This window comes from Leptospira wolbachii serovar Codice str. CDC, from assembly GCF_000332515.2.
Classification (GTDB): Bacteria; Spirochaetota; Leptospiria; order Leptospirales; family Leptospiraceae; genus Leptospira_A; species Leptospira_A wolbachii.
Genome location: NZ_AOGZ02000014.1, coordinates 164,102 through 175,978, shown reverse-complemented (window position 1 = coordinate 175,978; position 11,877 = coordinate 164,102). Strand labels below are relative to the sequence as shown.

Genomic DNA, 11,877 nt, shown 5'->3' with positions numbered 1-11,877 from the left:
AGGTTTTGTTTTAAGCTCGAATTACAAACAAGGCCAATGTTGCAAATAAATTGGGAAACAATTTGATTTGTCTGGTTCTGTTAAAAAATGCTCTGTGCAAAACTTTAATTCGTTCAAAGTCACAAAAATCTTCAAAGTCCTGACCTGACAAGTAGTGTAGGTTCGGTGTGTCATACCAATGGAAGGGCATAAGGTCCGTGACAGGGGTTTTCCCACTGAGAAGGATTGAGGAACGAATTTGCCAGTGAGAAAAATTTGGGAAAACGATAATTACTTGTTTTCCAATCCGCAAACATTCTTTGATGATCTCACCTGGATTTAACGTCTGTTGTATGGTTTGGTTGAGAATGACAAAATCAAAACTATGATCCAAGTGGTGTTTTAGTCCGTCATCAATATCTCCATGATGCACATACAAACTTTTTTTTACACATTGGATGATGCATTTATCGTCTTTTTCAATACCCTGTACTCGAACCCCTTTGTTTTTTAGGATTAACATCAGTTCGCCGTAACCACAACCAAGATCCAAAACTCTTTCTCCTGGTTTGATTAAATTGGCTATGTAGGAAATGTCTGGTCGATTTTTTAAATCTAAACCTAGAGCTTCATTGGTATGGATATTCAAAGGAAAACTCCTTCGTCCGTGGAACTTAAAAAATCTCTGAGTATGGAGTCTTGTTGTTCACTTGGTAATAAAAAACTATCGTGTCCGGCGGGATTGTTGAGTTCTACAAAACTAACGGGAACTGCATTGACCTCTAAAGACTTTACAATTTCTTCCGATTGGTAAGGGGGATAAAGCCAGTCCGAAGTGTATGCAACCACCAAAAATCGGCACCTAACCTTCGATAGAACTTTTGTTAGTTCTTTTCCTGTTCCCAAACTGAAGTGATCCAGAGCTTTGGTTACATAAATATAAGAATTGGCATCGAATCGGTCCACAAAGGATTCTCCTTGGTAGATCAAATAACTTCCGACAGCAAAATCTGTAGATTGGATATTACCCTTGGGTGGTTTACGACCAAATTTTTCTCGCATCATTTCATCACTTAAGTAAGTGATGTGTCCCATCATCCGAGCTAGTGCTAGTCCCTTGGACGGTCTATTTTCTTGAGTGTACAAACCTTGATTCCAATTCGGATCAGAAAGTATCGCTTGTCTTCCCACTTCATTAAAGGCAATTTGTTGGGCAGAGTGTTCGGAAGAAGAGGCCATTACAATACAATTTTTGAGTCGGTCAGGATAAGCGACTGACCATTGCAAAGCTTGCATTCCTCCCATCGAACCACCAGCCACTGCAAATAGTTTGTGGATCCCAAAAGAACTGATTAATTTTTCCTGAGCACCTACCATATCTCCAATGGAGACAAAAGGAAATGTGGATTGAAATGGTTTACCATTTTTTCCGTTAATTGTGAGTGGGCCACTTGATCCCTTACAGCCTCCAATCACATTTGAAGAAATGATAAAGTAACGATTGGTATCAAATGCTTTGCCTGGTCCGATGTAATAGTCCCAGTAACCGGGTCGTTTGTCACCCTCATGGAAGCCAGCGGCATGTGCATCTCCCGAAAGGGCATGACAAACCAGAATGGCATTGTCTTTTTTCTCGTTCAGAGTGCCGTAGGTTTCATAGGCAATTTCGAGAGGAGTGATGGTCTCACCCCCCTCTAAGGTGAAAGATTCAAATCTGACAACTTGCGTCTGTACGACACCTACGGATCCGTGGGAAAACTCGTTCTGTTCGGAGGTAGGCATAGTCTTAATCAGATATTTTTTAATGCCTCTTCCAAGTCTACCAGAATGTCATCAATGTTTTCGAGTCCAACACTCAAACGAACAAATCCAGGTGTCACTCCCGCAGAAATTTGTTCAGGCCCAGTTAATTGTTGGTGAGTTGTAGATGCTGGATGGATGGCAAGAGACTTCGCATCACCAATGTTAGCAAGGAGACTGAAAAGTTCTAGTCCATCGATGAATTTTTTAGCCTTTTCTACACCACCTTTGATTTCAAATCCTACGATGGCCCCAAAGAGTCCACGTTCATGATACTTTTTAGCAGTAGCATAGTTTTTGTCTGTAGGAAGTCCTGGGTAATTTACCCATTCAATCTTAGGATGTTTGGTTAAAAATTCGGCGACTTTTAGAGCATTTGCGGAATGGCGTTCCATACGGAGAGGAAGTGTTTCCACACCTTGGATGATTTGCCATGCATTGAATGGGGAAATGGCAGGACCAAGATCTCTTAGACCTTGCACTCTCGCTTTTAAAATAAAAGCAATGTTCACTCCACCAAAAGGTTCGAACTTCCCAAATACTTCCCAAAATTTAAGTCCGTGGTAAGAAGGATCTGGTTCTGTAAAATTCTTAAACTTTCCATTTCCCCAATTGAAACTACCACCATCGACGATGATCCCACCAATGGATGTTCCATGTCCTCCCAGGAATTTTGTGAGAGAGTGAACAACAATATCAGCTCCATGTTTCAATGGGTTCACTAAATAAGGAGATGGCATTGTGTTATCAATCACTAACGGAACTCCGACTTCTTTAGCAACTTTACTCACCGCTGCAATGTCGAGTGTGTCTAGTTTGGGATTTCCTAAAGTTTCTGCGTAGAAAGCTCTTGTTTTGTCATTTGATGCTTTACGGAAGTTTTCTGGGTCTGATTGGTCAACGAAGTGTACTTTAATTCCCAGTTTTGGAAAAGTATAGTGGAGTAGATTATAAGTCCCACCATAGAGTGATGACGAGGCAACAATTTCTTGTCCAGTTTCTACGATATTCAAAAGAGCTAACAGTTCTGCACTTTGGCCTGATGCCGTTGCCAGTGCTGCCACACCACCTTCTAATGCTGCCACTCGTTTCTCTAAAACGTCAGTGGTTGGATTCATGAGTCTGGTGTAAATATTCCCAAATTCTTGAAGACCAAAAAGACGAGCAGCGTGGTCCGTATCTTTAAATACATAGGATGTGGTTTGGTACAAAGGCACAGCTCGCGAAGTTGTCGTCGGGTCTGGTTCTTGCCCTCCGTGGAGTGCGATGGTTTCTGGTTTAAAATTACGTGGCATGGTTTCCTCCGATGGTCTGGCCAAATTGACATCTGTCTCTTATTTGTCAACAAAATATCCAATAAAATAGAATATTGATCTGTTTTATTGGATGCTGCCGTTTGTAGATTATTTCTTATTTTCAGGGCAAAAGCTTACGATAATGATCGTATCGTGAAGAAATACTCTCTGATTTTAGGCCTAGGAATTGTATTCCTACTACCAATTCTTGCATTAGAAGCGCAAGTGTGGGTGCCCACAGGGACTGAATCGAGGCGTGCCTCCGCTTTGCAGTTTGATGCTGGTGGATCGAGTTTCCAAAAGGACTACTACGGATATGTATCACCGAACTTTACTTACAACCATGGAAGTAACTTCGGCTATTCGTTTTCTCTTCCTATCAATGCTTTAGCAGTCGATAAGGATCCACTCCAGTTGGATAGCAAAGCCGGAAAGATCAGAGAAATGGACTATAATAGTAAAAATGACTACTCTCGGGTCTTGAACTATATTTCTTATGGAACCTATAACCAACAAGTTCCCGGCAAAGTTACCTATTCAGCTTACACCGGTAAGATGGTTGATGGTTATGTAGGCCACGGAACTATCGTAAATAAATACCAAAGTTCCTCAAGGTTTGATTCTTATAATCCCGGTGTCATGGCTGATTTAAATACCGATTACGTTGGCGTGCAATACTTTGCCAATTCCGTCGTGAATTTTGAAGTAAATGCTGCAAGAGTTTATATCAAACCACTTGCCATTGGCAAATCACTTTTTTCTTTATTTGATAAGTCTTCTGATTTAGTTTATTTGATGAATTTACGAGGAAATGTCCTCGATGAATCAGGTCGTTTGAGTGTAGAGGAAGAAGCCGGAAGCGAAGAAGCAAAAAATAAAAAAGCTGAAGAGGCAAGAAAAAAAGAAATCCGCCCCATTAGTAAAGACTCTCGAATGGAACTTGTGGATAACGATCCATGGTACAACCGTTTGACGATCGGTTATACAAGAGCTTGGGATCGTGCTGCCCCTGTGCAAATGTCTTATAATACGAACGGATCTCCAGTGACTGAAAAGAATCTAGACAATCCAAAAACCTCCCAAGTCACTCGTGCTTCCGTAGAAGGGATGGATATTGAATATCGACTTCTGAATCTACCTTTTGTGGAATTTACCCCTTACTTAGATTTGAATAAAATCAAAGGTCTCGATGGTGCTCAAGGAACTCATTATGGAAGTATCTTTCGTTTAGGAACCAAGGATTTAAATATCATTTTAAAACCAGAATTTCGGCAAATGACAGCCAACTATGCACCAATGTATTTTGATAGTTTTTATGAAGTGGAACGGTTTCAGAAATTTCCAGTTTCTGCTCCGCTTCGACCCAAATATGAATATTTAGAAAACCAGTCCAACTCTAAAGTAACGGGATACTACCATACGGTTTATATCAATTTTTATCATTTAGGTTTTGAATTTGCGGTGGAAGACTACGGTCTCAAAGGAAACAAACGCGTGTTTGCTGCTGCCTATATCCCACTTGGATCTTCGCTTTTGATGTCCTTTTATTATACAAAAAAAGGGTATGAATCACAAGGAAAAGCCTTTGATTTGGATAACAACACGCAAGCAGCCGCTGAAATTTCGAAATCCTTTGGTCCTATTGTCCTTCGGTTACAAAACTATCGTAAATACTATTTAGATAGCAGTGAAAAGTCTTTTGTGAGCATCGATGAAATTCGATTTTTAGTTTCTGGTGGAATTAGTTTCTAATCGAAAATAATTGGTGTAAGAGGGCAGAGTAAGCAAATTCTGTTCTAAGATTGATTTTTCCTAAACTTACCAATTTAAATTTACTTTCCTCAAAGAACAAAAGGTCCTCTGGTTTCCAACCAGACTCTGGTCCGAACACAAAGAGAGTTTCTTCGAATCGTTCGTTTTGTTCTCTAATATTTTGATAGAAATTTCCACCTTCCCGATCTAAAACCAAAACGGTTCCTTGCCATGTTTTTAAAAAATGTTTCCAAGATACCGTTCTTTCCTGAATCACAGATGGGAATCGACTATTCCCTGTTTGGCTAAGGCCCGTTTCTAAATAGGAAACTGAATTTTTGGAGTAAACAGGCGAAGTCCAATATTCCTTATTTTTAGTTTCAGTGGCATAAAAGTAGAGTGAGTTCACCCCGTAAGCGCCACTTAAATGCAAAAGCTTTTTTCCTGTTTGTGGCCTCGGAAGAGAAAAGAAGGTTCGGATTTCGAGTGGTTTTAAAACTTCGGGAAGAGGACTTTCTTTCTGTATAGTCGTTGAGTTATCTTCGGTTGACTGAATCCGAAATATATAGTTTCCAGAACCAGGAACCACAACCTGAACAGTTTCACCGACACTTTTTTTCAAAATATTTTGAATGTGGTTGTGTCTATCCCCTGTTAGATGGACCGAGTGGTTTGTATCTATTTCCTTATCGTATACAAGGATCCAGTTCAATCGTTAGATCTCGTATGTTGGTTTAGATGGAGGAAGGGATTCTTCTTGTGGATCATTGGGATCGGATTCCTGATTTGGCTCTTCTGGAATTGGGATCTGGTTTTGTATTTCCTTTGAATCAGCATCCAATCTTTGCGTTTCAGGCAAAGACCATTTCCAAAAATATAAAAGTAGGATGGTGAAGAGGAGAATGGGTATCCATTGAAACTCCCGTTTCTTTGGACCACGTTTTGATTTTAGGTAATCAATGGGGGCGTAGAGCAAATCTAGAATGAGTTCTTTGTAACTTTGAAAAGAAGGTTGAAACTGAAAGGAGGGAACTTGTTCGGAAGGATACTGAGAATCTTCCGCTGACTCCAAATCAGGTACAAATGTAAAACGATGAGAACAGACAGGACATTGAACCAAAATGGTTCCCTGTGTGGCAGGGAACCGTAACATCGTGGAACAATTCGGACATTGTTTAACGAGATTCAATTAAGAACCTACGTTCTTAGTATTTTAAAGAGCTCTTCAATGCTTCAACGTTTTTCTTGTAATGTTTATTGGAATCTCGATCGTTATAATCGAAAAGCTTAGTAAACAGTTTGTCGAAGTAGTCCAAGTTCTTGAAATAGAATTGTTTTTTGAAATTATTTCTAATTGGGTTTGATTTTGTATTCTCTACGTTTGCGAGAATGTATTTACCAACACCTTTTTCAGAAGGAGTTTCTGGAGTTCCCCAAACAGGATAGTCATCATGTTGGTAGAACAATTCAATTTTATCATCGTGTGCAGGAGCTCCGTTTGGTGCAACGTCTGCAATTACAGAAATAATTTTGTCTTCTAACAAAAAGTTGTTTTGGTAAATGTAAGTTCTAATTTTTGTTAGGTTACGTGGTTGTTCTTTTCTAGGATCTGGATCTGCGTTATTGGCACCTTCAAAAAAAAGTTCCATTTTTTTGAACTTGGCACCCAAGTTTTTTCCTGAACGTCCGTCTTCACTTCCAACAAAGTCAAAAACTTCTAAATGCAAACAAGTGTTTTCTTGCGCTTCTTGTTTGTCTGTAGCTTCACATCTTTCCCCATCAGCACTTGGTTTTCCTTTGTAAGGGACAGTGCGGTGTGGAAGTGTTTTCACTTTCATTTTAAATAGAACTGTGTGCAAACGAAGGCGTTTGTTTACTTCAGAGATATTTTCATCTAGTTCTTTTTCCGTCACAGTGATGGACTTACCGGATTGAGTGGAATCAATGCCTGCAGAAGTTGAGCCTGTTTCCGAGCTACCAGTTTGAGCGAAAACCCCAAAGTTGAGCAAAAGGATGGGGAGAATTAATTTTATTTTCATGTCCGAATCTTCCTAAAAGGTTAATTTGAGGATACCAAAGAACGACCAATGGTCGTAAACAACTATCCTGTAAAAATTATCGGTAAATCTACTAGAAGATTGAAGCCGAAACTATTACTTTTTAGCGTTTCCATCCAAAATCTGGGAAGGATTCCAAATAAAAGGAAATCCCTGGTGCCTGTAACATTTCCGCTTTTTCCCAGTTTTTTGTGATCCAGCGGCGTTCGACATAGTCACAATAGTCTTTTAGGTTTCTGCCAGAGGCCCCTTCTAAGATTTCTGCGAGTTTTTGGCGATCGGTTCCGCTTAATTGTTTGGCATACCCTTCCAAAATTTTGGCACGTTCTTCCTTATTTGGCAAAGGAAAATATATCTTTCTGTCAAAACGTGATAAAAGTGCGGAATCCAAGTCGTGTTTGCGGTTGGTGGCTCCAATCGTGATGGTTCCACTTCGTTCGGCAAACCCATCTAGCTTTCGAAGGAGGACGCTGAGTAGGTTTCTTGTGGCCTCAAAGAGTCCATCTTCCCTCGAGGTGGCTAGTGAATCGATTTCATCCAAAAAAAGCATACATTGGGGGAAAAGGGCAGCAGCATCGAAAACCATCGCCAGGTTTTGGGAAGATTCGCCGTAGTATTTACTTAAAATGGATTCGATCGGCACATAGACCATCGGAACTCCGCAGAGATGGGAGACAATTTTGGCCATGCTTGTTTTTCCTACTCCCGGCTCCCCTTCAAAGAGGACAGCCCGGGGGAGGTTCGGACTTGGCTTCCTACGAGTGAGTTTGGTAATTTCAAAGAAAGGTTCCGGTTTGATCAGTGGGAAAACCAAACTTTCTAAAATTTGGGCCTTCACTTGGTCGTAACCAAAAACAGAATCAAAACCTAAATCATTCCCTTTCGCTTTTTCCAAATGGGGATCATAGACCTCGGCCCCCAGTTGGTGGAGGAGGACCCGAGGATCTTTTTGTGCCTGGCCTTCGGCTTTTAAAAAATGAAAAAGGCTTAAGATGGCTTGGATTTCTTTAGTTGAAAAATCCCCATGTTTGGAACATTCGACTTTTAAGTCCGATTTAAAAGAAAACCGTATGCGAAACTTACCCGCGAGGTTCTTTTGTGGATCAAAAAGATTTTCGTTTAAGGCTTGGATGCTTAAATATCCTTCTTCAAAATTGTAGATTCGGAAATTTTCGATATAATTTCGCACAATCCCCAAACAGTCCAGGATTCGGTCTTTGCTCGCATTTTCTGTGCGAAACCGGAATAGGGTCTCTTCCTTCTCCTGAACAAACTGGTAATTTGCGTTTTTAAGTTCCGTGGCAAAGAGTTCCTTCGCTTTAAAGTAATCCGGATGGGAAGGGGAATTGGACATAAGGAACAAAATGCGGAACTTTCCCTTTTTTTTCAAGGAAGGATTTTGATTTCCTCCGACGAATACATTGGAGAGGTTGTACTAAAAATGGGTGAAGGTTCACTATCACAAGAAGACATAGACGCACTACTCGGCGGATTTAGCGGAGGTGGGAACGCCCCTGCAGGTGGTGGTTCCGGAGGTGGTGGTGGGGGCCTTGATGATTTGGATGCCCTCGTTGGTGGAGGTGGTGGCGACGATAATGGTCCCTCCTTTGCAGACATTGCGGCAGCCCTTGGTCCTAGTGCGACTCCGTCTCCAACCAGGTCTGGATCCAAGTCCCAGTCCGGTTCTGGAAACAATACGGCCAACCTCAACTTACTATTAGATGTCACTCTTCAATTAACAATAGAACTCGGCCGCACTACCATGTTTATCAAAGATGTTCTCCAACTTACAGAAGGTACCGTGGTAGAATTGGATAAAAACATCGGTGAAGAACTGGATATCCTTGCAAATGGAAAACTTGTCGGTCGAGGAAAACTCATCATCTTAGATGATTATTACGGTGTTCAAATCACACAAATTGTAGATCCCATGGAAAGACTCGGTGGTCCTGCCTTTTTATAGGCAATAAACCTTTGCGAAAGAATTTGTAAACTAATGGAATTTGAATCTCCTTATACTTTAGAACGGATCAAAAATCCTTCGGAAGATTTGCAAACAGATCTCTGGAATAGGCTCCATGAGTTCAGCGTATCTAAGTTAGGTGATCCTAGTATGGAGAAAAAAGAGTTTTTTGCCATCCTTATTAAAGAAGGAGAGACACTCATCGCAGCCTCCCTTTGTTATCTATTCTTTAAAGGACTAAACCTCCAACTCCTTTGGGTGGCCGAAGAAAAACGGGGGATGGATCTCGGTACCAAGTTACTCAAACAAATTGAAGTAGAGGCTCTGGAACTAGGCGCTACACTTGTCTTTGGATATTCTTTCGGGTTCCAAGCTCCCAAATTCTATACAAAACTTGGTTATGAGGAAGTGGGAAAAATTCCCAATTACCCGGAAGGACAAAACTGTTTCTTTCTCTGTAAAAAATTAGATTCTGATCCCACTTGACAGCCTTTCGCTTTCTTTCGAACCTGTAATATATGTTAACCCTGGCCATTGTGTAGACCGCCAAAACGGTGAACTTGTTTTGGATTCCCCGCCTAAATTCAATTAGGAGGCGGCTATCTTCGCACAGGCGGTCTATTCCCTCTCATCCACTGTTTTGGTCTCCTATTTTTGTTTTGCCGCAAAAACTGGATATGTCACGTGAATCCGATTTATCTAAATTTCAAAAATTCTCTAAGAAAAAACGTTTTGATGACGAAGACGAGGATATTTCTTTCTCTAATTCCCAAACCAGGTCTTTTCGATTTCGTTCTGATCTGGGTGAATTTCGCTGTGTGGAATGCAAACAAATGGTCTTTCCTCCAGGATATGGTACCGGTCAGAGAAACCACTGTCCGAACTGTCTCACCAGTTTGCATATAGACTCTGCTCCAGGTGACAGATCTGCCAATTGCGGAAGTAAAATGGAAGCCATTTCCATTTGGGTCCGTAAAGGAGAGTGGGTGATCTTGCACCGTTGCAAAGGATGTGGGGTGATTCATGCCAATCGAATTGGACCAGATGATAATGAAGCTTTGTTATTATCACTCGCTGCCCAAGCTATGGCTAAACCGAGTTTCCGATTGTTTGAAGAAAATCCGGTGGAGGTTCCACCGGATGAGTCCCGTTAGGTTATGCTTTGGGTTTTCTTGGTTCTGTTAAGTTGGCAATGAGATTTGGTAAATTCATAACATCCGCTGGGACAAGAATTTCCGTATTTTCTTTGGCGACATGCAGGAAGTTATGGATGAAGGCCTTTGTGATTTGGAGTTTGATCGCAGAGGCCCCCCCTTGGTCAGAGATCGCACCGGCAATGGCTTCAATCCCTTTGGCAGTTGCCACTGCAAGAGCTTCAATTTCCGTTGCCTTTCCTTCGGCAGAGTTGATCCTTCTTTGTTTTTCCCCTTCCGATTTGTTTACGGCTTCTTCTTTGAAACCGAGGGAGCGGTTGATTCTTGAATCTCTTTCCCCTTCGGAGAGAAGCACCTGCGAACGTTTGGCGATCTGTGCTTTTTTCTCTTTTTCCATAGCGTCAAGAACAGACTTAGGTGGAACAATATTGAGGATCTCGTAACGATTCACTTTGATTCCCCAAGGTTCGGAGGCTTGGTCAATGGCAGCCACAATGGTCGAATTGATTAAATCTTTTTCCCCGATGGTTTTATCGAGTTCCATAGTTCCAATGACCGAACGCATTGTAGTTTGTGCGAGTTGGATGGCAGCAAATTGAAAGTCCTCAATTCCGTAAGAAGCACGAACCGGATCAATGATTTTTAGATAAATCACTCCATCCACTTTCACCTGCACGTTGTCATGCGTGATACAAATCTGTGGTTGTACGTCTATGGATTGTTCCTTGAGAGTGTGGTAGTAAGCATCACGATCCATGAAAGGGATGAGGATATGAAATCCTGCCCGCAAACTACGAGAGTATTTTCCAAGTCGTTCTACAATAAGAACATCCTGTGCAGGAATGATCCGAATGCAGCGAAAGATTTTATAGATTAAATAAATGGCGACGATCGACCAAAAAGCTAAGTATACAAATTCCATACTATTCTCCTACCTGTGGGATTTTTGTTGTGATTTTAGAAAGACCTTCAAAAACTCCACCTATGTTTGCTAGAGCTTCGGGCACCACTGTGGTTTTCGATATTTTAAAAATTTGACCCAGGGCATCCATGTACTCTTGTGTGATTTGCAAACTCACGGCTTCTTTCCCACCTTTTTTGCTAATGGCTTCCGAGATTAATTGTAAACCCTTGGCCGTGGCATTGGAGATCACTGTGATTTCTAGTGCTCGTCCTTCTGCTTCGTTAACCAATCGAATCTTTTCCCCTTCGGAAATATTGATCGATTCCTGTCTTTCTCCAATCGAGTGATTGACCCGAGATTCTTTTTCTCCTTGGGAGATGGTGATCTCTGCTCGTCTTTCCCTTTCGGATTTCATTTGGTTTTCCATCTCCAGTAAAATTTGTTTGGGAGGCGTGATATTGCGGATTTCATATCTTGTGACTTTGATTCCCCAAGGGTCTGTGGCACGGTCAATATTGGATACCACGCGACCATTGATTTCATCTCTTTCTGAAAGTAGATTATCAAAAATTAATTTACCAATTTCGGAACGGAGAGTGGTTTGTGCGAGTTGAGTGGTCGCTAACATAAAGTTATCGATTCCGTAGGATGCTTTTTCTCCATCCACAACTTTTAAATACAAGACTCCATCCACTTCGACGGATACGTTATCCTTGGTGATACAAACTTGCGGATCGATATCGATGGTTTGTTCTTTTAGGTTTTGTCGGTAACGAATTTGGTCGACAAATGGAATCATAAAATAAAATCCCGATTTCAAAACCCCATTCAACACACCTAATCTTTCTTTAACATAAACACTTTGTTCTGGAACAATGATGATTGTCTTTTTAATGATATAGACAATGGCCAAAAATACAACGATGACGGTTGCGCCCATAGTTTCTCCTCTGTGACGTTTGACCATAGGATG

The 11,877-nt window shown here is 41.2% G+C and carries 13 protein-coding genes; 4 read left to right on the top strand and 9 right to left on the bottom strand.

Going from position 1 to position 11,877, the window contains the following annotated elements; translation table 11 throughout:
- Positions 1-10: 10 nt before the first annotated feature.
- Genes metW through LEP1GSC195_RS06350 form a run of 3 tightly spaced genes read right to left on the bottom strand, consistent with a single transcriptional unit; the run spans position 11 to position 3,074 of the window.
- Positions 11-628 (bottom strand): methionine biosynthesis protein MetW, encoded by a 618-nt coding sequence (gene metW, locus LEP1GSC195_RS06360; RefSeq protein WP_015682042.1) that lies wholly within the window; start codon positions 626-628, stop codon positions 11-13.
- Positions 625-1,761: a homoserine O-acetyltransferase MetX gene (gene metX / locus LEP1GSC195_RS06355; protein WP_015682319.1), complete on the bottom strand. Its 1,137-nt coding sequence runs from the start codon at positions 1,759-1,761 to the stop codon at positions 625-627. The genes metW and metX overlap by 4 nt, the downstream gene beginning before the upstream one ends.
- Positions 1,762-1,769: 8 nt before the next feature.
- Positions 1,770-3,074, bottom strand: coding sequence for an O-acetylhomoserine aminocarboxypropyltransferase/cysteine synthase family protein (locus tag LEP1GSC195_RS06350; protein WP_015681063.1), 1,305 nt, complete (start codon positions 3,072-3,074; stop codon positions 1,770-1,772).
- A gap of 153 nt (positions 3,075-3,227) precedes the next feature.
- Here LEP1GSC195_RS06350 and LEP1GSC195_RS06345 point away from each other — a divergent pair, with 153 nt between their 5' ends.
- Positions 3,228-4,826 carry a hypothetical protein gene (locus LEP1GSC195_RS06345; protein ID WP_015681794.1) on the top strand — a complete coding sequence of 533 codons (1,599 nt, stop codon included), beginning with the start codon at positions 3,228-3,230 and terminating at the stop codon, positions 4,824-4,826.
- On the opposite strand, the gene LEP1GSC195_RS06340 is transcribed toward LEP1GSC195_RS06345, so the two are convergent.
- The 4 genes from LEP1GSC195_RS06340 to LEP1GSC195_RS06325 form a co-directional block, all read right to left on the bottom strand.
- Complete coding sequence (locus LEP1GSC195_RS06340) at positions 4,816-5,538, bottom strand: RsmE family RNA methyltransferase (protein WP_015681148.1); 723 nt, start codon at positions 5,536-5,538, stop codon at positions 4,816-4,818. The genes LEP1GSC195_RS06345 and LEP1GSC195_RS06340 overlap by 11 nt on opposite strands.
- A 3-nt stretch (positions 5,539-5,541) precedes the next feature.
- Positions 5,542-5,979, bottom strand: a complete 438-nt coding sequence (locus tag LEP1GSC195_RS06335; RefSeq protein WP_015682393.1) for a hypothetical protein — start codon at positions 5,977-5,979, stop codon at positions 5,542-5,544.
- Positions 5,980-6,031: 52 nt separating this feature from the next.
- Positions 6,032-6,865, bottom strand: coding sequence for a flagellar-coiling protein FcpB (fcpB, locus tag LEP1GSC195_RS06330; RefSeq protein WP_015680731.1), 834 nt, complete (start codon positions 6,863-6,865; stop codon positions 6,032-6,034).
- Positions 6,866-6,986: 121 nt separating this feature from the next.
- Positions 6,987-8,237: an AAA family ATPase gene (locus tag LEP1GSC195_RS06325; RefSeq protein ID WP_198012788.1), complete on the bottom strand. Its 1,251-nt coding sequence runs from the start codon at positions 8,235-8,237 to the stop codon at positions 6,987-6,989.
- Between the two features lie 87 nt (positions 8,238-8,324).
- Here LEP1GSC195_RS06325 and fliN point away from each other — a divergent pair, with 87 nt between their 5' ends.
- The 3 genes from fliN to LEP1GSC195_RS06310 all read left to right on the top strand — a co-directional run bounded on the left by fliN (position 8,325) and on the right by LEP1GSC195_RS06310 (position 10,000).
- Positions 8,325-8,846 carry a flagellar motor switch protein FliN gene (gene fliN / locus LEP1GSC195_RS06320; protein WP_040506968.1) on the top strand — a complete coding sequence of 174 codons (522 nt, stop codon included), beginning with the start codon at positions 8,325-8,327 and terminating at the stop codon, positions 8,844-8,846.
- Positions 8,847-8,879: 33 nt separating this feature from the next.
- On the top strand, positions 8,880-9,332 hold the full coding sequence (locus LEP1GSC195_RS06315) for a GNAT family N-acetyltransferase (protein WP_015681146.1): 453 nt from the start codon (positions 8,880-8,882) through the stop codon (positions 9,330-9,332).
- 191 nt (positions 9,333-9,523) lie between these two features.
- Positions 9,524-10,000 carry an RNHCP domain-containing protein gene (locus LEP1GSC195_RS06310; protein ID WP_015682728.1) on the top strand — a complete coding sequence of 159 codons (477 nt, stop codon included), beginning with the start codon at positions 9,524-9,526 and terminating at the stop codon, positions 9,998-10,000.
- A 1-nt stretch (position 10,001) separates the two neighbouring features.
- Here the strand turns inward: LEP1GSC195_RS06310 and LEP1GSC195_RS06305 are convergent, their stop codons facing one another.
- A complete protein-coding gene (locus LEP1GSC195_RS06305) occupies positions 10,002-10,922 on the bottom strand; it encodes an SPFH domain-containing protein (protein WP_015681024.1) in 921 nt (306 codons plus the stop codon).
- 1 nt (position 10,923) lies between these two features.
- On the bottom strand, positions 10,924-11,844 hold the full coding sequence (locus tag LEP1GSC195_RS06300) for an SPFH domain-containing protein (RefSeq protein WP_015681434.1): 921 nt from the start codon (positions 11,842-11,844) through the stop codon (positions 10,924-10,926).
- Positions 11,845-11,877: the final 33 nt, after the last annotated feature.